Origin of the sequence: Azorhizobium doebereinerae UFLA1-100, assembly GCF_000473085.1 — a bacterium.
Lineage (GTDB): Bacteria > Pseudomonadota > Alphaproteobacteria > Rhizobiales > Xanthobacteraceae > Azorhizobium > Azorhizobium doebereinerae.
The window spans coordinates 64,939-87,154 of the sequence record NZ_AXBA01000017.1 but is presented as its reverse complement, the minus strand read 5'-3'; the positions used below and the strand labels follow the sequence as shown (position 1 = coordinate 87,154).

Here is a 22,216-nt window from a genome sequence, read left to right as displayed (position 1 = left end):
GCCTCCCTCTGGATTTCCGAGGTTCAAAACCTCAGGCGGTGCGCGCCACGGCCTCAGGTGCCGGGACGCTGGGGACATCCGGACGCTGCGCGCGCAGGCGCCGGTAGAGATCGAGATGGGTGCGGGCGAAATCGAGATGGCTGTCCGGCTTGCGGATGCCGCGGCGCATGCGCTCCCACAGCGTGTCGTCGGTCAGCGCCTCGACCAGCCGGTCGGCCAGGTCCTCGGCGCTGCCGGCGCGGAAATGCAGGCCATCGATGCCGTCGCGGATCTTCTCCGCCATGCCGCCGATGTTGGAGGAGATGATCGGACGGCCGTGGAAGAAGGCCTCCTGGATCACCACCGGCGAGTTCTCCCACCACACCGACGGCATGATCATCCAGTCCACGGAGCGCATCAGCCGCGGCATCTCCGCATTCTGGTAGGAGCCGTAGAAGCGGACGCGATCGCCCGCCTTCTCCACCAGCGCGGCGATCTTGTTCTGGTAGGCCTGGGGCTGGCGCTCCAGATTGCCGCCGAAGATCATCATGCGGGCGTCCTCGCCCCACACGCTCTCCGGCACGCGGCCGACCGCGTCCAGCAGCACGTCTGCGCCCTTGTAGGGGGTCATCTGGCCGAAATAGGCGAAGCTGCCGCGTCGCTTGGCCGGGCCGGTCAGAGGCCGGGGCGGCGCCGCCTCGGCGATGTCGAGCCCGTTCTCGATCACCGACATCCGATCCGCGTCCAGCCCCCAGTCGACGAAGCGCTGGGCCAGGAAGTGGCTCGGCGAGACGTAGTGGTCGGCCAGTTCCAGCATGGACTGCACGAAGCGCTCGCGCTGCAGGAAGCGGGCGGGCGAAATGTCGGGGAAGCAGGCGTGGCACTCGGTCGGCGAGGCGCGCTGGCACAGCTTCATGCCCGCCGTCTTCACCATCTGCCCATGGTGGTGGCAGATGGACAGGAATTCGTGGAACGTGACCACGATCCGCGTGTCCGGCAGCGCATCGCGCACCGCGAACAGGGCCTCCAGGCCCAGGCCGAGGATGTGGTGGAAGTGCACCACGTCCGGGCGGACATCGGTGACGAAGCGCAGGAAATCCCGCCTTATGTCGTCGGTGTTGCGGTTCGACAGCAGGAAATGGTCGTAATCGTCCGCGTGATAGAGGATCTCGTCGTCATTCTGCCGCAGGCTCATCAATGCGGAGGCGCCGTGCCGCGGCACCGGGCTCGCCACCCGCGCCAGATAGCGCGACGATGCCCCGCCCACCGCGTTCAGCCCCTTGTGCAGATTGTGCGAGGCCACCTCCGCCCCGCCCAGCGAATAGCTGGGGTGGGCATGGGAGACGACGAGCACGCGCAGGTCCTCGCCGACGCTTTCGGACGGCACCGGGATCGCGGGCACGGGGGAGGACGGGTTGGGCTGCGCATTCATGGTCATCAGCTCCGCATGTTCGCCACCGCGAGGGACCAGCGCCGGTCGAAGGCCCAGCGGTCCACCCGGCGCACCAGGCCGTGCCAGGACGCCGCGGCCGACCCGGCCGCGCCTTCGCTGGTCTCGTCGGCGCACACCATTTCCACATCCGGCACCCAGACCGAGGGCGTTCCGCCCAGCCTGAGCTTGAGGGCGAGATCGAGCCGCTTCTCGGCAATGCCGAGATAGCCGCGCGTGAAGCCCTCCACCGCCTCGAAGGCGGAACGCGGCAGGATGCAGCATTCCACCGTGCCGGCCGTCACCTCCATCGGCTCGGCCCCGCGCACTGCGGCGCGGGGATAGCCCACCAGCCGGTCGTTCAGGCCACGCGCCGCGCCCTCGCCATCGAGCACGGTACCGGCCCAGCGGACGGAATCGTCCTCGAACAGAAGAGTGGGCGATACGAGGCATCGGCCGCCACGGGCGCGATAGGCCCGCTCCAGGCGCGGCAGCCAGCCGTTGGCGCGCGGCAGCACATGGGCGCAGAGCAGCAGCAGATGCTCCGCCGTGCTCGCACGCACCCCGGCCTCCAGGGCGTCGCATACGTCCTCGGCTCCGTCCGCCCGCACCAGGCGCAGGCGCAGGCCGTAGAAATCCGCGAGCCGGCGCACCTCGGCCGCCACATCGTCGAAACCATCCTCGCGCACCGCCACAATGATGGGCAGGGCACGGGTGGCGGGCTCCAGCGCGAGCAGGGAGAGCAGAACGCCAGCCTGGGCCGCGCCCTCGTCGACGCCGACCACGATCACCAGCGGCGCGGCGCCGTCGAAGCCCGCCGCCTCGCTCATCACCCGGCTGGCCGCCGGCCGCCGCTCCAGCGACTGCACCATGGGGCCGAGCTGGCGCTCCACCACATGAGCCGCCGCCACCGAGCGCGGCTCCACCGCGGCGGAGAGGCGGGCCAGAACCTGGCGGGGCGTCGCCCGGGTCAGCGGCAGCGGCCGGTAGGCCGGGCCGCTGTCCAGCGTCAGTTCGAGATAGGCCGCATCGCGCGCATGGCCCGCCACACGGGGGGCGAAGGCCAGAAAGCCATGCGCATGGCGATTGGGATCCAGGGCCGCGAACAGCGGATCGGACAGGAAGGCGCGGGTCACGTCCGGGCGCGGCTGGCGGGTCCAGCCTTCATCGATGCGCGCGCCGCTCTTGCCCACCTTGAGCGAGACCCCGCGGACGTGCTCCTCGCAATCCACCAGCCAGCCGGACACCAGCACGCCGCCGCCATCCACCATGAGCGCGAAGTCGATGCCGAGGCGGACCGGCAGCTTGAGGTCGCTCACCGTATCGCGGCCGTCGAAGCGGTTGGCGGCGTCCTTCAGCTTGGCGAGAACGTCGGTGGGCGCGGTGAGGCGCGGCAGCACGGCGCGCACATGGGCCGGCACGTCGCGCGGCTCCAGCAGCACCCGGCGCTCGTACACCGCCACCGCCCGCCAGCCGTCGCGGGCACGGAACAGGATCTTCTGCAGCTTGCCGGTCTCGGGCTTGTCCGGCGCGACCATGATGCCGGCAAAGCCCCGGCTGCGGCCCGCCAGGTCCTCGCGCGGGAATGAGGCGCTGTCCAGTTCGGCCAGCACCGGCTCGGTGCCGATGGCGAGCACGCGGGCCCGGCCCGGCACCAGATCGGCGGTCCAGCCCTGGAGGAAGATGTCGCCGTCCTCGTCCGCGCCCATCACTTCCACGAAGCCGTCCGGCCGCGCTACCGCCTGCGCCATGGCCGCCACGGCGCGCAGACGGCGTGCCGTCGGCTTGCCCGCCAGCAGGGCTTCCACGATGCCGTCCACCACCACGGACGCAGACGGGCCGGCATCCTCCGCCACCGCCTGCAAGGCCGCCTCCAGGGAGAGCGGGCGGCGGGCGAAGGCATAGCGCGCCGGGTGACCGGGGCTGCGGAACACGATGGAACTGAGCCGTCCCCGCCCCAGCGCCGCCAAGGGGACCAGCGCGCAGAAGCCGGACCGGATCTCGTTCGGCGCATCGGCCCGCCGCCAGCACACGGTGGCCGCCTGGGTGGCCGCGCTGGGATCGCCATTCAGCAACGCCTGCACGCTGGCCGGGAGTTCGCCCATGCCGGCGATGAGTGCCAGCCCCTCGTCAACCGCCGCCACCAGGGCGGTCTCGCCATCCAGCGGCAGCCCAACGGCATCCGGCACCGCGCGATCGGCGGCGCGCTCGGAAGGGGGGCGGTTGGGGGAGTGGGGATCCGGCATGCGCGTCCTCAGATCTTCAGGCCAATGGCGAGGGCAAGGCCGATGCCCATGCCGATGAGCACCGCCAGGGCGAAGAATTGCGGCTTGATCTCGTTGCGCCCCTGCTCGCTCAAGGCGTGCAGGCGCTTGTCGAAACCGGCCAGCGAACTGTCGAACCGGGTGAGGAAGATCTCCATCTGGTCGAGGCGCAAGGTGAGCCCATCCTGGCCGGTGCGCACAGTGTCCAGGGCCTCTTCCAGCCGGCTTTCCTTGTCGGACAGCGCATCCAGCCGCTGGGCCGCCTCCTTGAGGCTGACGCCGGTGTCGCGCTGGCCGAGCTGCAATTGCCGCTGGGCCGCCACCAGCAGGTCGAGCCGGTCCAGCACCCGGGCCATGGGCGCGGCGACCGCAGCCTCCGCCGCCTTCTCGTCGGCGGACGGCCGGCGCAGCACCAGCTCGGCGGCGGGGTCCACCGCCACCGCGATCACCGTCAGCCGGTCCGGCGAGTGCAGCGCCTTCTGCGGCAGGTCGAGCGTGAAGGCGTGATGGCCGTCGCCGATGCCGTTGCGGCGCAGGTCCACGCGCGGCTTGTCGGCGACACCCGCCGCGACCTCCTCCCCGTCCAGCAGCACGCGGACGAGCAGCCGAGCCTCCGGCTTGTTGCGATCCCACACCCAGCCGAACAGCTGGCCATTGTCCACCGCGTCGACCCGCCCGGCCAGCGCGGCCTCCGGGGCGGCCGGAGCTGCGACGACCGGGGCAGCCGCCGGAGGCGGAGCCACCTGGGCCTTCGCTGCCGCCGGCTTTGCCTTGGGCGCGGGTTCAGGCGCCGCGGCTACGGGGGTGGGAGCCGCCACGACCGTCGGCTTGCGCGGCGCGGCGGGCGCCGGGGACGGCGCACCGGCCGACGCGGTGGCGTCGGTCGCAAGGGAGGGGCGCGTGGTGACTTCCGCGAGAGGCATGCGGTCTCCTTACGCTGCAGCGGTGGAGGGGGTCGTGCCCGTGGACACGACTGACTTATTGCTCATCAGTCCCATATAGCGACCGGCAACCGCATCGATGGAGGCGGGCGGCTGGGAAGCGGCGGACAGGCGGCGCCACAGGCCCGGATCCTCGGCACAGCGGCGCATGATGCCGGCGAGATCGGCGGCATCGCCCGGCAAGACGTGGAGGCCGTCCACGCCATCCCGCACGGCTTCTGCCATGCCGCCGATGCCGCTGGTGATGACCGGGCGGCGGTGCATCTGCGCCTCCTGGATCACCAGAGGGGCGTTCTCCCACCACACCGAAGGCATCACCACCCAGTCCACCGCGGACATCAGCGGGCCCACCTCGTGGCGCTCATAGGGACCGAGCCGCAGCACGTGGGAATCCGTGTCGGCGAACAGCTGGTCGATCTCGGCGGTGAAGGCCTCGCTCTGATAGAGCGCCGCGCCGTGCACCCGCAGCTCGAAATCGAGCCCGCTGCCGATCAGCCGCCGGGCGGCATCCAGCAGCACCTTCATCCCCTTCCAGGGATTGATGTTGCCGAAATAGCCGAAGGATGAGCGCCGCCCTTCGTGCGGGGTGCGGAACGGCGCCGGCGAAGCCAGCGGACGGCCGTTGGCGATGACCTCGATCTTCGCCGCATCCAGCCCCCATTTCACATAGCGCTCCTTCAGGAAGCGGCTCGGCGCGACGAACTGGTCCACATAGGCCAGATGCGTCTTGAGATGATGCTCGCGCAGCAGGAAGCGATCGGCAGGGATCTCGGGGAAGCAGCGATGGCAGGGATCGGGACCCGCGGCGAGGCAGCGCTGGCCGTCCTTGGTGCGGGCCATCAGCCCGTCATGCGCGCAGATGGAATAATAGTCGTGCAGCGTCATGATGATGCGGGCATCGGGCAGGATGCGCTTCACCAGCGCGGGAAACTCGGCGCCGATCAGCAGCAGGTGGTGCACATGCACCACGTCGGGCCGAAAGTCCTGCAACAGCGCGGTCAGGTCCGGCACCACGCCGTAGAGGTCGATCTGGCTCATGGTGAAGCGGTCGAAATGGCCGGCCCACAGCAGGATCTCGTCCTTGGCCCGCCCCACGGTCTGGAACGAGGTGCCGGGGCGGGCCTCGCGATGCAGGCGATTGGTGGCGCCGAGAAACAGCGCCTCGCAGCCGGCCTTCTGGTAGGCCTTGAACAGATCGTGCGCGAAGATCTCCGTGCCGCCGGGATGCAGGTCGGGATGATTGTGCGCGACGACGAGGATGCGCGGGTTCATGGTTGGCCTCCCCGCTTCACCGCCACGAACACGTCCTGGTAGTGATCCGCCGGCACGCCGCGCCAATGGCCGAGGCTCTTCAGCGCGATGTCGAAGCCGCAGGTGCGCAGCAGGGTGTCGATGAAGCCGTCGTCGAACCCCACCGCCGCCAGCGGCGCCTCGGGATTGGCGAACCAGCACGGCCCCTCCCCGTCCCGCGCGAAGCCGAGACGCGCGTCGCGCCCTTCCGCCGTGCGCGCCACCTCATCGAGCACGAAGGCGGTGAGGAACAGCTTGCCGCTGGGCGCCAGGACGCGGGAAATCTCGCGCACATACCGCGTGAGTTCCTCCGCCGGCAGGTGGGTGGCCACCGACACCATGATCGAGAAGTCGAAGGCCGCGTCCGCATAGGGCAGGCTCAGCTTCGCGCCGGAGACCACGCCGTTGGGGTTATACAGCGCATGGGCCACGTCCAGCTTCTGGAAGCGGAAACGCGGATAGGCCTGGGTGATCGTGGTGGCGCACCACAGCACGCCTTCCAGCACCGGGTCGAAGCCCTCGTAGCTGCCGCGCTCGGGATGCAGATACTGGGTGAGCGGCACCGCCATGCGGCCGATGCCGCTGCCCACGTCCAGCACCCGGTGGCTGCGGCGCAGGCCGCCCAGCGTCACGAAATGGCGCAGGAATTCCGCGCCGATGGCCTGGTAGTCGCCATCACCCACGAAGATGCTGTCGGCGGGCGGCTGCGGCAGGAAGCGGTTCTGCGCGATATGCTCCAGCAGCCATTCGGTCTCCGCCGGCAGGCGGCCTGCGGTCTCCCGCTGCAAGGCGTGCATGTTCATGCGGCGCTCCCGGTCTGCGGGGCGGCCGCCATCAGCGCGCCCATGGTGTCACCCCAGCGCTGGCTGTGCAGCCAGGCGTTATAAGCGGACGCGGTGCCCCGGCCGTGATCGGGGCTCACCTGCATGGAGCGGCGCTCCAGATGGTAGAGCTCCGCCTGCGGGACGTAGCGCACGTCCAGATCCCTCGCCCGCACCTTCAGGCACAGGTCGCTGTCCTCGTAGTCGCCGATCACGTAATCCTCGGTGAAGCCGCCGACCGCCTCGAACACGGCGCGGCGCATGAGCAGGCAGGCGCCGGTCACCGCCGGCACAGAGCGGGCGAGCGCGGCAGGCGGATAATCGCGCGGCATGCCCTTGTGGAAGTGGTGGTTGAGCCACTGGCCGCGCGGCCCGGGCGCGAAATACATGCCCGCATGCTGCAGGGAGCCGTCGTCGAACAGCAGCTTCGGCCCGACCGCGCCAACACCGTCTTCCGCCAGCGCCGCGCACAGCGGCGCGAGCCAGCCGGGGGCGACGGGAATGACGTCGGAATTGACCTGCGCCACCACCTCGCCGCGCGCTTCCCGCGCGCCAGCGTTGCTGGCGGCGGCAAAGCCGGCGTTGCGCGCCATCACCACCAGCACGAGCGGCAGGTCGTAGAGCAGGTGCAGGCCACGCAGCAGATGCTCCAGCCCGTCCGCCTGCTCGGGGGAATCGAGCACATAGATGATCTCCGCGCGCGCCCGCACCTCCGCGTCGGCGGCGAACGCTCCCACCTGGAAACGCAGGAAATCCAGCACCCGATAGAGCGGCACCACGATGGACACGGCGGGGGCAGCGGGACGCGCACCGATGGTCAGGACCCGCGGCGGCGCAAGGCTCGCCAGCAGGTCGCGCTGGATCGCGGCGAGGGCCGGGCCGAGGCAGCGCGAAAGCGTCTGTTCGTTGAGGAATTGCGGCGGGATCGCCTTCAGCGCGCGGGAACGCTTCTCGGCGAGATCCACCGGCTGCGGCGGCGGAATGAGCACATGCCGCTCTCCGGATTTCAGGTTGAGCGCGAACCGCGGCTGCAATAGCGGCAGGGCCGCGCTCGCCAGTGCCGCGAAGCCGGTGACCGGAACCGCCTCATCGCCCTGCCCCACCACGCCGGCGAAATCGTGCCGGTTCTCGCCGAGCGGCGTCAAGGTCTCTCCATCCATCAGGTCGATGCCGGCCACCATGGACAGGGGATCGCGCACCCAGCCGCCCGCAAGAAGGCCGGCGGAGGTGGCGAGCGCCAGATCCAGCTCGGCCGACGGCAGGTGCGCGCTGCCGGCCAGCGCACGGGGCTGGAGCGGCGCCTGGAGCTGCAATTCGAGGGCGGCGGCACGGGCCGCGGGAGAGCCTTGCGCGGCGACCCCGACGGCATATTCGCGCAGCACCGGATCAGGCTTGCCCTGCGCCCGCCACCAGCGGGCCAGGGAGACGAGGCCCGCCGGCCACTCCAGGCGGCGCACCGTCATCCCCTTGCCCCCGGCCAGCAGGATCAAGGTCTCCGGGTCGTCCTCCGCGCCTTCGAGCGCGAGATAGAAGCGCCGCTGGCCGCGGGCATCGGCCGCCCCAATGCGGGGCGCACCGGAGATGCGGAAAAAGCGGTCGGGAGAAATGCTGTGCAGGGCGCCCGGCAGCGGCATGCCCGCCGGCAGCCCGCCTTCCACCAGCGCGGTCTGCGCATCAAGCCGGGCCACGGCCCGCATGACCGGGGGCTTGGCCACGGAAGCCTTTGCGAGGCCGTAGACGAGGCGGGCAAAGGCGCGGCTGCCGCGCAGGCGGAAGATGCTCGCCCAGGTGTCGAGAAAGGTCATAACCAGCGAGACCCGTGCGGCCGGAACGAGCCCGCTGAGCAGACGCTCGGCATCGGCCAGGGGAAGCTCGCCCTTGGGGTCCACCTCCACGTCCAGGCTCTGCCCGACCACGCCGGCGAACAGCGCCAGCGACACCGGCACTTCGGGCCGCCGAAAGGCGAACAGCAGGCGCGTGCCGCCATCCTCGCGTTGCAGCCTCAGGGCCCCGAGGGGGGCGAGCGCCGGGCCGGAGGCCGGCTCCAGCCGCCCGCTGCTCCACACCCGCGAATTGGCGTCCCACACCAAAAGGAGCACGCTGCTCGACAGCGCGAAGACCTGCGGGCCGTCGGGAACCGCGGGGAGCGGACCGAGCACCACGGGCGTGAATACGTCGCGGGCAGGTTCGAGCATGGGCTGTCACCTCAATCGAACGTCGGGACGGGCGCCCGCGAGACTGGCTCGCGGGCGCTGAGGGCCGACCGGCAGGGGGGGGAGGTGCCGGTCGGCGCCGAGCCATGGCGGGGCGGATGCGCCACCCCGCCGCGGCGTCATCAATGGACGAGGAAGTAGGTGCTCGGGTGGTCCTGCACGTCCTCGACACTCACGTTGTGCAGCGTGACGGTATCGCCATTGCCGAGGTCGATGACCGTATGGCCGCCCACGTCGGTGGCACGCGCCGCCACGTCTTCCGCCGAGCCGATGTCGGTGCCGTTGATGCCCTTGCTGATTTCCAGCAGGTCGCTGCCCGCCTTGAAATCGAGCACGACATCATTGCCGCCGCCGCCGCTGAAGACGAACACGTCGCTGCCCTGACCGCCCATCAGGAGGTCGTCGCCCGCGCCGCCGGCGATAAGATCGTCGCCCGCGCCGCCGGAGAGGAAGTCGGCACCTTCGCCGCCGAGGAGCACATCGCCGCCGTCGCCGCCGAGGATGTGGTCGTCACCGGCTCCGCCGTCGAGATAATCGCTGCCGGCGCCGCCGGACAGCAGATCGTTGCCCTCGCCGCCGAAGAGCTGGTCGTCTCCAGCCCCGCCGAACAAGGTGTCATGGCCCGCTTCGCCAAAGATGCTGTCGGATCCGTCCTCACCGAAGACCAGATCGTGCCCTTCGCCGGCGAATACGGTGTCGTCGCCACCATGGGCGAAGATCGCGTCGTGGAACCGGCTTCCGAGAAGCGCGTCGTCGTAGGCGCTTCCTTCAATGGTCGCCATGGCTGTCTCCGTCGTTCCAGAGCATGTCCGGATTGGCTTCGGATCCCATGCGGGAGAGCCCAAGCGGCGGCATGTCTCTGGCGTAGGGTTTCAGAGGCGGATTCGCAGAACCGGATGAATCCACCCGACCTGATCCGCCCCATGGGGGACGCGTTTATTCACGCCCGAGGATGACGCAACTGCAAAACGAAGTATCGCAGCTCCGACGCAGTGCATCATACGCAAGGAGATGCCGTGCAGGAAGGGAAAAAGATGATTTCTTTGAGGTTTATTATGGCATTAGCCAAGACGATTACATTCTATTCGCGAACATATTGCCGGATTAACCGGATCAATTTGATTCAAAAATCGAAATTTCCAATACCGAAACAGCAGGTGAAATGGCGAATCCGCCGCTCCACCTGCTGCAACGCATCAATTTTCCCGGAAGGCGCGATTGAAGCTCTCGGTCACCGGACCGAACAGATAATCGATCGCACGCCGCGGCTTTTTCAGCACCAGGAGTTCGGCCGGCATGCCGGGATAAAGGCTCACCGAAGGATGCTGGGCGAGCTGCGCCTGGTCGATCTCCGCCCGGATGACGTAATAGGCGTTCTGCGTCTGCGGATCGATGGTCTGGTCCGCCGCCACGTATGAGAGCTTGCCGTCCAGCGGGGCCAGTACGCGGTGGTCATAGGCGGTGAGGCGCACCTGGGTCTTGGAACCCACCTGCACCGACACGATCTCGCGGGTGCCGAGGCGCGCCTCCACCACCATGAGCTCCTTCTCGGGCACGACATCCATGATGGCCTGCCCGGCGGGAATGGCCCCGCCGGGGGTGCGCATCTGGATGTTCACCACCGCCCCGTCCTGCGGCGCGCGCACGGTGAGGCGGTCCAGCACATCCTTGGCCGTGGTGATCTGGTTCTCCACCTCGTTCAGCTGCAATTGCGCATCCTGCAACTGGTTCGCCACGTCGCTCTGCCAGTCGAAATCGATGCTGGCGAGGGTGGCCTCCGCGCTCGCCTTGGCCTTTTCGGATTTGGCCTTTTGCGCCGCATAGTCGCCGGAGCGCCCGACCAGTTCCGACAGCCGCGCCTCCTGTTCCAGCAATTGCGCCTTGCCGACGAACCCCTTCGCCGCCAGCTCACGCATGCCTTTCAGCCGCTCGCCGAGGAACTCGCGCTGATGGTCCGTCGCTTCCATGAGGGCGGTCAGCGATTCGGCCTCAGCCACCCGCTGCTCGATCTCCTTGCGTTGGATCGCCACCTTGCCGTCGTAGGATTCGTGCCGGCGCTGGAACAGCCGCCGCTCGGCGGTGAGGACATCGACGGCGATGGGGTTGCCGGGATCGAGGACGGGTGCGGGAAAATCCACCTGCTCCGCACCGCCCTGCTCGGCCCGCAGGCGCGCCAGCTTCGCCAGGAGGCCGATCCGCTTGCCGCGATACTGCTGGAGGTCGGAACGCGCCCGGGTGTCGTCGAGTTGGGCCACCGGCTGGTCGGCGCGCACCACGTCGCCTTCCTGCACGAGGAGGCGCTTGAGGATGCCCCCTTCCAGATGACTGACGGTCTTGCGCTTGGAATCCACCACCACCGTTCCGGTCGCGACCGCCGCCGAATCCAGATCCGCCGAAAAGGCCCAGCCCAGGAAGCCGCCGAAGCCCAGCAGCACCGCCACCGTGCCGGCGATCACCGGCCGGCGCAGGCTGGACGAGGTTTCGACGTCCTCCCGCTCAAGGACCTGGTACCAGGTCTCCACGGCCTTGCCGCGGATGGGCGGAAGGATGTCCGCCCGACGCGCCGCGGCGCCCCGCCAGGGGGTATCACGCCGGGTGTCGGTGGCGGGCAGCAATTCGTCCGCTTCGCTCATGCGGCGTCTCCCGTGCCGGAAATGGCCTGCTTGCGTCCGCCCGCTCCGCGCGCCGGCGTCAGGCTCGCGACGACCGAGGTGCGGTCGCCGAACTGGGCGATCCGGCCCTCTTGGAGCACCAGCAGCTTGTCCGCGCATTCCATGATCGCCGGCCGGTGGGCGATCACCACCACGATGGCGCCGTCCTCGCGCATCGCACGCATGGCGCGCATCAGCGCGGCCTCGCCCTCGGCGTCGAGATTGGCGTTCGGCTCGTCGAGCACGAGCATGCGCGGGCGCCCGTACAAGGCGCGGGCCAGTGCGATGCGCTGCTTCTGGCCGCCGGAAAGGGTGAAGCGTCCGTCGCCAACGGGCGTGTCGTAGCCCAACGGCAGGCGGCCGATCATCTCATGCACGCCGGCCATGCGCGCCGCCTCGATCACCAGGCGCGGGTCGGCCTCGCGCATGCGGGCGATGTTTTCCCGGATGGTGCCATCCAGGAGGGAAACGGACTGCGGCAGATAGCCGACCATCTCGCCGAACGAGCCGCGCTCCCACAGATACACGTTGTGGCCGTCGAGATAGATGCCGCCCGCCGTGGGACGCGCGGCGCCCACCATGAGGCGCGCCAAGGTGGACTTGCCGGCGGCGGACGGACCGACAACGCCGAGAATGGTGCCCGGCTCCACCGTGAAGCCGATCCCCTTGATCACCGGCAGGTCGCGGCCCGGCGGCACGAAGATCAACCCGTCCACCTCCAGCGGTCCCTGGCTGGGCGGCGTTGGAATCGTGTCGCGGTTGGAGCGATGGCTTTCCAGCAGTTCGCGGGTCCGGCTCCACGCGGACGAGGCGGCGATCCAGGAGCGCCAGTTGTCGGTGAGGCTGTCGAACGGGGCGAGCAGCCGGCTCATGATGATGGTGGCGCCGATCATGGAGCCGGGCGAGGCGGTGCCCTCGATCACCAGCGAGGCACCGAGCGACAATGCTCCGATCTGCATCAGCAGCCGCAGCACGCGCGTGGTGGCGTGCATGCCGCGCCCGCGCCCGTTGGCAAGGTTGGACAGGTCCGCCGCATGCACCTGGCTGGCGCGCCAGCGCCGGGCCAGCGCCGGCAGCATGCCCATGGCCTCGATGGCTTCCGAATGGCGCAGGGTGGCGCTGACACGGGAGATGTTCTCGATATGCGCCTGGTTGGCTTCCTTCGTGACCTGCCGGGTGAACATGTCCGACAGCAGGCCGAGGCACACGAGGATACCGGCGGATACGATGGCGAGGAGCCCGTAATAGGGGTGGAGCGCGAACAGCACCGCCAGGAAGATGGGGCACCACATGCCTTCCAGCGGAGCGACGACGGCGCTGGAGGTCAGGAAGGTGCGCAGGTCGGCGAGATCGCGCAGGACCTGCGAGGCCTTGACCGAGCCGCCCTCCACCGAGGCGGCGAGTGCCGCCTCCAGCGTCGGCAGGTTCAGCCGCCGCACCAGGGTGCCGGCCATGGCCTGGAATGTGAGCGCCCGGATATATTCCAGGATGCCGTAGAGGAGGAGGCCGCCCGCTGCCAGCAAAGCGAGCATGGCCAACGTATCATAGCTCCTGGAGTTGACCACGCGATCGTGCACCTGAAGCATGAACAGCGGCACGGTGAGCTGCAGCAGCGTTATGAAGCCGCTCAGAGCGGCGGCATAGACCAATCCGGCAACGAATGTGCGTCGCCCATCCTTGATCAGGGTACGCGCGTCGGACCGCTGAACAGGCATCTGATACCCACCTTCCTACCGACGGCTGAAGAAGATTGACCGAAACTCGAAACATCTTCAAATTCGCGATGATTTTCCCTATCATCGCCGCATTAAGCCGTATCGTCGACGACATTGCTATTACTCTTCATAGGATATTGGAGAGATCATGGCATGAACCGCCAATGAACAGCTTATGAACGACTAATGAATAGCCAGCAACGATGCTGGAATGCCTTACGCAAAGGGAGGTTGGTTCGAAATTCGAGATAAATTCGAACGAAAGGCGACGTGATGACTCAGAAGATTGAACAGACCTTGGTCGAGGAGACGGAGACCGACTTCGCCGCACGCTGGCGCGAGCTCATCCCCGCAAACTTCCCGGAACCCCCTGTATCATGCGACCATCCGGAGCCGGCCCCTGAGGTGTTACCGCCCGCGGAAATCGTTACCCACCTTGAACTCGTGCGCGTCATCGAGCGTGTCCATCGCCGCTATTGCGATCTCCTGCGGGTGGAACTGACCCGCCTCGGCATCGACGACATCAGCCCACCGCAGGTCATGCTGCTGCTCACCATCGGCGAGGACGAGCTTTCGGTGCGCGATCTGCTGGAGCGGGGCCACTATCTGGGATCTAACGCCTCCTACAACCTGAAGCAGCTCCTGGAGGCCAGCTACATCCTGCGCACGGCGTCGGCGCGCGACCGGCGATCCGCCCGCATCCGGCTCGACGCCAAGGGGCGCCATCTGTGCGAGATGATCCGCGGGGTGGACGAGACCTATCACCGGCTCGTGGCGCGCGACGCCGACGAGGAGCGGGACCTGGGGGTGGCCTTCGCCATGCTGCGGCGGATGGAGTTCGTCTGGACCAACGCCTTGCGCTACGGCGACGCCTGAGCCGGTGCCCGCCCCGCGCCGGGGCGGGCCTGCCCGCCGCGATCCCGCGGCAGTGGCCACGTTCAACGAAGGGCGTTCAACGAAAGCATGCGCATCGTCTTCATTCATCGCCGTGGGCCGGGCCAGTTCCTGCACCTGGCGCCCCACCTCGCCAGCGAAGGCTGGGAGGTCACGCTGGTCTGCGAGACCACCGACCGCGCCTTGCCGGGCGTGCGCACGGTCCGCCACCGCGCGGAACTCGCCCCGCATGGGCGGGCCGACGCCACGCCCCATCTGGCCACCCCCGAACAGCACGTCCGCATCGGCTATCGGGTGGCCGACACGCTGGCCGCGCTGGCGCGGGTGGATGGGCCGCCGGACCTCGTCTTCGGCCATATGGGCTGGGGCGGGCTGATCTTCGCCAAGGACGTGCTGCCGGAGACCCCGCTCATCGGCTATTGCGAATATTACCATTGCGCGGAAGGCGGCGACGCCGGCTTCGATCCGGCGGAGCAGGTGACGCTGGACGACCGCCAGCGCCTGCGCCTGCGCAACAATGCGCAGTTGCTGACGCTCGATGCCATGGATGGCGGCATCAGCCCCACCCGCTGGCAGAAGAGCCGCTATCCGGCCGCCTACCAGTCCCGCATCGCCCACTGCCACGACGGCATCGACGCGCGGACGTTCCGGCCCGAGCCGCGCGCCCGCTTCCGCCTGCCGGACGGACGCGTCCTGGCGCCGGGCGATCCCGTCGTCACTTATGCGGCACGCGATCTGGAGCCCTACCGCGGCTTTCCGCAATTCATGCGCGCCGCCGCGCGCGTGGCCCGCCTTCACCCGGACGCCCTGTTCGTGGTCGCCGGCGGCGACGGCATCAGCTACGGCCGCCCGCCGGCGGAAGGGCGCAACTGGCGGGAGGTGATGATGGCGGAGACCGGGATCGACCCCGCGCGCATCGTCTTCCTCGGCTCAGTGCCCCACGCCGCGCTGCTCCGCCTGTTCCAGGTGTCGGCGGCGCATGTCTACCTCACCTATCCCTTCGTCCTGTCCTGGTCGGTGCTAGAGGCCATGGCCTGCGGCGCCCTGGTGATCGGCTCGGCCACGGCGCCGATGGAGGAGGTGATCCAGGACGGCACGAATGGCCTGCTGACCCCGTTCTTCGACACCGACGCTTTGACCGGGCGGATGCTGGAGGCCCTCAAAGGCGGGCCGCAACTGGCAACGCTGCGGGCCGGCGCGCGGCGCACCATTGTCGAACGCTACGCCCTGGATCGCTGCCTTGCCCGCCAGCAGTCACTCATCGGCCTGCTCCTCGGCCGGCGCACGGCATCGCCGGCCGCGCGCGCCGGGGCCGCGTGAAACGACTCTTTGCCGACTATTCCGGCATCATGGCAAATATATCTTCAAATCCGAAGTAATTTTTTATTATTGCGCAACGCAATACGTGAAGACATGATGCCATTGACTGCGCATCCATAGAAAGATCACTGAACAGCGATCATCATTTCTGGCCCCGCGCGCTGCCGACACCATCGCCTTTATCCGCGAGGAGGAACTTCCATGCCCGCAGCTTCGTCTTATGTCCCGACCGGAAATGCCCCCACCGGCCGCCGCCCCAGGATCGGCGTGCTCATGCCCGCCGGCAAGGTGATGGACCACGACCGCGTGGTCACCCACACCTATGGCGACCCGGAAAAGGCCACCAAGCTGTTCACCAATATCGGCGACTGCTTCGTGTTCGAATCCTCCCTGCGCATCCTCGACTATGCCGATGTCCAGCCCATCTATGCCGGCGAGAACACGGTGCCGACCGACGCCTATGTGGAGAAGCTGAACCAGCTGGACTTCCTGTTCCTGCGCGGCTCCAACTACATCAACACCAACGGCAAGTGGGACGCCATCACCGCCCTGCTGGAGCGCACCAAGGTGCCGGTGATGGCCTTCGGCATCGGCGTGCAGACGCCGGACAATTCCGAGGACTATGTCAACGAAAGCACCAAGCGCTTCCTGCAATTGGTGGCCGACCGCTCCAGCTCCATCGCCATCCGCGGGACGCTGTCGCAGAAGGCGCTGAAATCCATCGGCATCAGCAAGGTGCGGATCATCGGCTGCCCCACGGCCTTCCGGCACCGCAAGCCCACCATCAGCATCAAGCGCGTGGACAGCGCGGCCATCAACGACCTCGGCTTCACCCTGCGCCGCAAGACCCACGGCAGCCAGACGCTGCAACGCTACATGCTGCGGACCCTCGCGGAGCAATACCGCACCCGCATCTTCTGCGCCGGCGAGTTGGAGGAGAAGCAGATCTTCTATGCCAACAAGGGCGCGCTCGCCCAGTCCGCCGAGATGCTGTCGGGCGCCATCGACGCGCTGATCTCGGAGAACTGGTTCTACGGCCCCACCGACCCGCTGATCGAGATGTACAAATCCTCGCTTGCCGTGTTCGAGGCGGTGCAGGATTTTGAGGCCGGGCTGAAGGAGATGGATGCCGTCACCGGCTTCCGCCTGCACGGCAATCTCCTGGCGCTCGCCAACAGCATCCCCGCGCTCTATGTGACCTACGACACCCGCACCCGCGAGTTCGTGCAGACGCTGGGCATTCCCTCCATCGACATCCGTCAGATGGACCGCTTCTCCTTCCGCAAGGCCTGGGACAGCGCCGATTTCTCCACCTTCGAGAAGGCCTATGCCCTGCGTTTCAAGGAATTGAAGGCCTTCCTCGACGAGAACGGCATGAGCCACCGGCTGGAGCGCCCCACTCCCACGCTGGTGGCCGCGGAATGAGGCGCGCGGCCGCGTGAGGGACCGCAGAAGCGGCACACCGCCGCGCACCGGATGGCGGGCATCGCTCCGCCGTCCGTTCCGCCGGATGGCCAGCGCGACCCGGTGCGCGGGCCTTGTCGGCCTGTTCGCCGCTTTCCTCGCGCCGGTATCCGCCGGCGCTCTGGAACTGACGGTGGCGGGACCGGAAAGCGTCATCTTCGACCAGCGCACCCAGGCGTGCGACGCGTCCGACCTGCCCGATGCACCGGCCCGGGCGTTCCGCAACGCGCAGGGCCAGATGGTCCTGTTCGCCCCCAATTTCCGCAACCGCGCCTTCGTGGGGCCGGACCTGCGGCACCTCGCCCGCGACTGCACCGTGCGCTTCGCCGCCAAGGGCGCCAGCGATCCGGCCATGCTGGACGACCGCACCTGGCTGCAGGCCTTCCACACCACGGACGGCGTCAACATCTTCGCCTTCGCCAGCGCCAGCTTCATCCCCTATCGCCACGGCGCGCGCTGCGCCGCCGGAGGCGAGCGCACCGCGTGCTGGCGCAACGGCATCGTGGCGCTGCTGTCCCATGACGGCGGGCGCTCCTTCGCCGACAGCGCGCCACCGCCGCGCCATGTGGTGATGCCGCCGGACGCCTATACGCCGGATGTGAAGGACCCGCCGGGCTTCATCTCGGCTACCAATTTCGTGCCGTTCGGCGGCGACCTCTATTCCATCGTCTGGCGGCGCGATGCCGACCCGCGCCAGTCGCGCAACTGCCTGGTGCGCGCCAAGGGCGGCGACGTGAACCACTGGGAAACCTGGACCGGCGACGGCTTCTCGCCCATGGCCGACAGGACGGCGGACGGCTGGCAGGTGGCCCGCACCGATTGCGCGCGCATCGGCGAGCGCGGGCTGCCGGCCATTCGCGGGCTTGTGTTCCACCCAGCGAGCGGCACGTTCGTGGCGGTGTTCCAGCATCGCCGGCGTGGCGCGGACGGCGCGCCGGAGGAAGGCTTCTTCACCGCCACCTCCAGGGATCTGATCACCTGGTCACAGCCGCGCCTGCTCGCCCCGCTGCCCTTGCGGGCAGGGCCCGGCGACACCGGCACCTTCGCCGGCTACCCCTCGCTGATCGACGGCGCGAGCCCCGATCGCGATTTCGGCACCGTGGGCGACAGTGCCGACCTCCTGTTCGTCCGGTTCCTGATGGAGGACAAGGGCGGGCGCCCGGTGCGGGTGCGCGAACTGGTGGCGCTGCCGCTGAAGATCACGCAGTGAGTCCGCCCCTGGATCGCGATCCGCGGCAGGGATGCGACCCAGGGGCGGAATCGAACCTGCTCAGCCGGCGACGAATTCCTGGCGCATGGGGGTGAACACATCCACCAGCACGCCCGGCTCCACGCAGATGGCGCCGTGATGGACATCGGACGGAACGTAGAAGCTGTCGCCCGCCTTCAGCCGGGCGGTCTTGCCGTCGATGGTGATGTCGAACACGCCGCTCTCGACGCTGGTGACCTGCACATGGGGATGGCTGTGCGGCACGCCGCCCGGCCCAGGCTTCTTGAACAGCACCCGGACCATCATGATCTCGTCATTATAGGTCAGGATCTGGCGGCTGACGATGTCGTCCAGCACCTCCATCTCCACCTGGTCGACGAACGCGAACACATCGCCCTTCTGCGGCATGGATGCCTCTCCGTAACAAGGGCCGCCCTGCCCGGGCGGCAATGGGAATGTCCTGATGGCCTGTCTTAGCGCGCCAGCCAGCCGCCATCGACCGGCAGGACGATGCCATGCACATAGTCCGACGCTGGGGCGGCGAGAAAGACCGCGGCGCCGCCGAGTTCCGAGGGCTGGCCCCAGTGTCCGGCCGGGATGCGGGCGAGGATGGCGGCGGAACGCTCCTCGTCGTGGCGCAGGGCCTCGGTGTTGTTGGTCACGAAATAGCCGGGCGCGATGGCATTCACATTGATGCCCTTGGCCGCCCATTCGCAGGCCAGCAGCCGGGTGAGCCCGGCCAGCCCGCTCTTGCTGGCGGTGTAGGACGGGATGCGGATGCCGCCCTGGAAGGACAGCAGCGAGGCGATGTTGATGACCTTGCCGCTCTTGCCGTCCGCCAGCATGTGGCGCGCCACGCCCTGGGTCAGGAAGAAGGTGCTCTTCAGGTTCACGTCCATCACCGCGTCCCAGTCGGCCTCGGTGAAGTCGATGGCGTCGGCGCGGCGGATGATGCCCGCATTGTTGACGAGGATGTCCACGCGCCCGCCTGCGTGCGCCTCCTCGACGATGCGGGCGATGGGCTCCAGCGTCGCGAGGTCGGCGCGCACTTCGGTGAAGCCGGCGCCGGTCGCCCTCACCAGTTCGGCCGTCTCGTCCATGGCCGAGCGGCCGACCGCGACGATGCCCGCCCCCGCCTGGGCGAGGGCCACCGCAACGGCCTGGCCGAGGCCGGTGTTGGCGCCGGTGACGACGGCACGCTTGCCGGCAAGGTCGAAAGGAGACGTCATCGCGGTCACCGCAGCTTGTCCATGGCCACCATGTCCATGTCTGTATAGTCGATATTGTCGCCGCCCATGCCCCAGATGAAGGTATAGGCCCGCGTGCCGACGCCGGAATGGATGGACCAGGGCGGCGACAGGATCGCCTGACCGTCGGCCACGACGAGGTGGCGGGTCTGGTCCGGCTCACCCATCAGGTGGACCACCCGAGCGTCCGCCGCCAGGTCGAAATAAAGGTAGACCTCCGAGCGGCGGTCATGCACGTGGCAGGGCATGGTGTTCCAGATGTTGCCTTCGTCCAGCTGGGTCATGCCCATGACGAGCTGGCAGGACTTCACCACGTCCGGGTGGATCATCTGGTAGATGGTGCGCTTGTTGGCGGTGGCCTGGTCGCCCAGCGGCATGGCCTTGGCCTCGGAAATCCTCACCACCTTGGTCTCATGGCGCGCGTGCGCCGGCGTAGACAGCAGGTAGAACTTCGCCGGATGGTCCGGGTCGTCGGACAGGAAATGCACGTCCTTGGTACCCTGCGCCACATAGAGCGCGTCGCGATGGCCCAGCGCATGGGTCACGCCGTCCGCCTCCACCCGGCCGGGACCGCCGATGTTGAAGACGCCGAGTTCGCGGCGATCGAGAAAGTTCGGCGAGCCGATGGTGGCCTTGTCGCTTTCCAGCTTCAGCGGCGCGCTCTGCGGCGTGGCGCCGCCGATGACGAAGCGCTCGATGTGGCTGTAGGTGAGCAGCACCTTGCCGGGCTCGAACAGGCGCTCCACGAGGAAATGACGACGCAGTTCCTCGGTATCGTAGCGGCGGACGGCCTCCGGATGGCTCACTTGGCGCACGTCGATCATCATGATGGAAACCTCGATGGACAGTCGGAAGGCGCGCTCCTGGCCGGTGGCGCGCCGGGCAGGCGGCCGGCGACAATGCCGGCCGGCCCTGGAAAGGGGGGAGACCTCAGCGAAACAGTGACGGCAGCCACAAGGTCACGGCAGGCACATAGCTGACAAGCAGCAACACCACCACGCTGGCGCCGAAGAATGGCCAGATGGTCTTCATCGCCTCGCCGATGGAGATCTTGCCCACGGCGCAGCCGACGAACAGCACCGAGCCGACCGGCGGGGTGTTGAGGCCGATGCCGGCGTTCAGGATCAGGATGATGCCGAACTGCACGGGATCGATGCCGAAGGCCTTGATGAGGGGCAGGAAGATGGGCGTGCAGATGATGATCATGGGCGCCATGTCCATGAACGTGCCGAGCACCAGCAGCAGGATGTTGATGAGCAGCAGGATCACGTACTTGTTGGACGAGATCGACTGCATCAGCTCGATGGTGGCCGCCGGCACCTGAAGGAAGGCCATCAGCCAGCCGAAGGCGCCCGCGGTGCCGATCACCAGCAGCACCATGGCGGTGGTGCGCACCGCCCCGAGCGTCGCATGGACGAAGGAGGGCCAGTCCAGCTCGCGATAGACCAGGAGCGTGACCAGAAGCGAATAGATGACGGCGATGCAGGAGCTCTCCGTGGCGGTGAAGACGCCGGAGCGCACGCCGCCGAAGATGATGGCGATGAGGATGATGCCCGGCGCCGCCACCACGACCGCCTTCAGCACCCCGTACCAGCCGGGGAAGATACCGGACGGATAGCCGCGCCGCCGCGCCACCACATAGGCGGTGATCATCAGCGCCACGGCGAGCAGGACGCCCGGCAGGATGCCCGCGGTGAACAGGTCGGCGATGGAAATCGTGCCGCCCGCCGCCAGCGAATAGATGATCATGTTGTGCGACGGCGGCACCAGCAGCGCGATGATGGCCGCGTTGACGGTCACGTTCACCGCATAGTCGCGGGCGTAGCCGTGCTTGGCCATCTGGGGGATCATGATGCCGCCGATGGCGGAGGCGTCCGCCACCGCCGAGCCGGAGACCCCGCCGAACAGGAAGGAGGCCACCACGTTCACCTGCCCGAGGCCGCCGCGCAGATGGCCGAACATGGCCGCCGCCATGCCGATGAGGCGGTCGGCGATGCCGCCACGCATCATCAGGTCGCCGGCGAAGATGAAGAACGGAATCGCCAGCATGGCGAAGGCGTTCATGTTGGAATTGATCTGCTGGAACACCACCATGGGCGGCAGGTCCAGATACAGCACGGTCGCGACCGAAGCGATGCCGAGGCAGAAGGCGACCGGAGTGCCGAGCAGCAGCAGGCCGGAGAAGACGCCGAAGAGAATGGTCATGGCCATGGCGGAAATCCCGGCGCTCAATCGGTGGAATGCTCGGCGCCGAGCGGCACCGGCGCAGGCATGGGCTTCACCAGGTCCTGCAACAGCTTTTCGAAGGAAAACAAGGCGATGAGCGCGCCACCGCCGGCCAGCGGCAGGTAATCCACGCCCTGCGGCAGGTCGATGCCCGCCATCTTGGCCGACCAGGTGCCCATGGCGAGGTCCCAGCCATAATAGGCCATGGCGGCGCCGAACGCCGTCACCAGCACATGGGTGGTCAGCTCCATGCCGCGCCGCACCGCAGGGGAGGCATAATGCAGACCGATCTCGAAGCCGAGATGGTCGCCCTCCCGCACGCCGACCGCAGCGCCGAGCAGGATGAACCAGCTCATGAGCAGCAGCGAGAAGGGCTCGGTCCAGCTCGGGGAATCGTTGAACACGTAGCGGCCGATGACCTGCCAGAACACCGCTCCGGTCATCACGATGAGGCCCACGCCGGAGACGTAGAGCGCGGCGCGCGACAGCCATCGCACCAGATGGTGGAGGGCGACGAGGATGGGCATGGCTCCCATGAAAGCGGGCCTTCGC

At 68.3% G+C, this 22,216-nt stretch carries 18 protein-coding genes; 4 read left to right on the top strand and 14 right to left on the bottom strand.

Annotated elements, in window-relative coordinates; genetic code table 11:
* Nucleotides 1-31 precede the first annotated feature (31 nt).
* The 9 genes from YU1_RS0114435 to YU1_RS29510 all read right to left on the bottom strand — a co-directional run bounded on the left by YU1_RS0114435 (nt 32) and on the right by YU1_RS29510 (nt 13,303).
* Complete coding sequence (locus tag YU1_RS0114435; RefSeq protein ID WP_084539881.1) at nt 32-1,411, bottom strand: glycosyltransferase family 4 protein; 1,380 nt, start codon at nt 1,409-1,411, stop codon at nt 32-34.
* A gap of 5 nt (nt 1,412-1,416) precedes the next feature.
* On the bottom strand, nt 1,417-3,654 hold the full coding sequence (locus YU1_RS0114430; RefSeq protein ID WP_084539874.1) for a hypothetical protein: 2,238 nt from the start codon (nt 3,652-3,654) through the stop codon (nt 1,417-1,419).
* An 8-nt stretch (nt 3,655-3,662) separates the two neighbouring features.
* Complete coding sequence (locus YU1_RS0114425) at nt 3,663-4,595, bottom strand: hypothetical protein (RefSeq protein WP_084539873.1); 933 nt, start codon at nt 4,593-4,595, stop codon at nt 3,663-3,665.
* Nucleotides 4,596-4,604: 9 nt separating this feature from the next.
* Nucleotides 4,605-5,885, bottom strand: coding sequence for a glycosyltransferase family 4 protein (locus YU1_RS29525; RefSeq protein ID WP_051356871.1), 1,281 nt, complete (start codon nt 5,883-5,885; stop codon nt 4,605-4,607).
* Complete coding sequence (locus YU1_RS0114415) at nt 5,882-6,706, bottom strand: class I SAM-dependent methyltransferase (RefSeq protein ID WP_029004674.1); 825 nt, start codon at nt 6,704-6,706, stop codon at nt 5,882-5,884. Before YU1_RS0114415 ends, YU1_RS29525 begins: the two co-directional genes overlap by 4 nt.
* A complete protein-coding gene (locus YU1_RS29520) occupies nt 6,703-8,919 on the bottom strand; it encodes a glycosyltransferase (RefSeq protein ID WP_051356870.1) in 2,217 nt (738 codons plus the stop codon). Before YU1_RS29520 ends, YU1_RS0114415 begins: the two co-directional genes overlap by 4 nt.
* A gap of 140 nt (nt 8,920-9,059) precedes the next feature.
* Complete coding sequence (locus tag YU1_RS0114405) at nt 9,060-9,719, bottom strand: calcium-binding protein (RefSeq protein WP_029004673.1); 660 nt, start codon at nt 9,717-9,719, stop codon at nt 9,060-9,062.
* Nucleotides 9,720-10,133: 414 nt separating this feature from the next.
* Nucleotides 10,134-11,570: an HlyD family type I secretion periplasmic adaptor subunit gene (locus YU1_RS29515; protein ID WP_084539872.1), complete on the bottom strand. Its 1,437-nt coding sequence runs from the start codon at nt 11,568-11,570 to the stop codon at nt 10,134-10,136.
* The gene (locus YU1_RS29510) at nt 11,567-13,303 is read right to left on the bottom strand and encodes a type I secretion system permease/ATPase (protein ID WP_084539871.1); all 1,737 of its coding nucleotides are present in this window, start codon (nt 13,301-13,303) and stop codon (nt 11,567-11,569) included. The genes YU1_RS29515 and YU1_RS29510 overlap by 4 nt, the downstream gene beginning before the upstream one ends.
* 405 nt (nt 13,304-13,708) lie before the next feature.
* On the opposite strand from YU1_RS29510, the gene YU1_RS29505 reads away from it, so the two are divergent.
* The 4 genes from YU1_RS29505 (at nt 13,709) to YU1_RS0114375 (ending at nt 18,191) form a co-directional block, all read left to right on the top strand.
* Entirely contained in the window at nt 13,709-14,179 is a 471-nt protein-coding gene (locus YU1_RS29505) for a MarR family transcriptional regulator (RefSeq protein WP_035715433.1), read from the top strand.
* Nucleotides 14,180-14,266: 87 nt separating this feature from the next.
* Nucleotides 14,267-15,517 carry a glycosyltransferase family 4 protein gene (locus tag YU1_RS0114385; protein ID WP_029004672.1) on the top strand — a complete coding sequence of 417 codons (1,251 nt, stop codon included), beginning with the start codon at nt 14,267-14,269 and terminating at the stop codon, nt 15,515-15,517.
* A gap of 201 nt (nt 15,518-15,718) precedes the next feature.
* Nucleotides 15,719-16,942: a polysaccharide pyruvyl transferase family protein gene (locus YU1_RS0114380; RefSeq protein ID WP_198018931.1), complete on the top strand. Its 1,224-nt coding sequence runs from the start codon at nt 15,719-15,721 to the stop codon at nt 16,940-16,942.
* An 85-nt stretch (nt 16,943-17,027) separates the two neighbouring features.
* Nucleotides 17,028-18,191 carry a hypothetical protein gene (locus tag YU1_RS0114375; protein WP_029004670.1) on the top strand — a complete coding sequence of 388 codons (1,164 nt, stop codon included), beginning with the start codon at nt 17,028-17,030 and terminating at the stop codon, nt 18,189-18,191.
* 60 nt (nt 18,192-18,251) lie between these two features.
* On the opposite strand, the gene YU1_RS0114370 is transcribed toward YU1_RS0114375, so the two are convergent.
* From YU1_RS0114370 to YU1_RS29500, 5 genes are all read right to left on the bottom strand, one after another.
* A complete protein-coding gene (locus YU1_RS0114370) occupies nt 18,252-18,599 on the bottom strand; it encodes a cupin domain-containing protein (protein WP_029004669.1) in 348 nt (115 codons plus the stop codon).
* Between the two features lie 65 nt (nt 18,600-18,664).
* The gene (gene kduD / locus YU1_RS0114365; RefSeq protein ID WP_035715431.1) at nt 18,665-19,420 is read right to left on the bottom strand and encodes a 2-dehydro-3-deoxy-D-gluconate 5-dehydrogenase KduD; all 756 of its coding nucleotides are present in this window, start codon (nt 19,418-19,420) and stop codon (nt 18,665-18,667) included.
* Nucleotides 19,421-19,425: 5 nt separating this feature from the next.
* The gene (kduI, locus tag YU1_RS0114360) at nt 19,426-20,265 is read right to left on the bottom strand and encodes a 5-dehydro-4-deoxy-D-glucuronate isomerase (RefSeq protein ID WP_029004667.1); all 840 of its coding nucleotides are present in this window, start codon (nt 20,263-20,265) and stop codon (nt 19,426-19,428) included.
* Nucleotides 20,266-20,368: 103 nt separating this feature from the next.
* A complete protein-coding gene (locus YU1_RS0114355) occupies nt 20,369-21,649 on the bottom strand; it encodes a TRAP transporter large permease (protein ID WP_029004666.1) in 1,281 nt (426 codons plus the stop codon).
* A 17-nt stretch (nt 21,650-21,666) separates the two neighbouring features.
* Nucleotides 21,667-22,200, bottom strand: a complete 534-nt coding sequence (locus tag YU1_RS29500) for a TRAP transporter small permease (RefSeq protein WP_245263337.1) — start codon at nt 22,198-22,200, stop codon at nt 21,667-21,669.
* Nucleotides 22,201-22,216 lie beyond the last annotated feature (16 nt).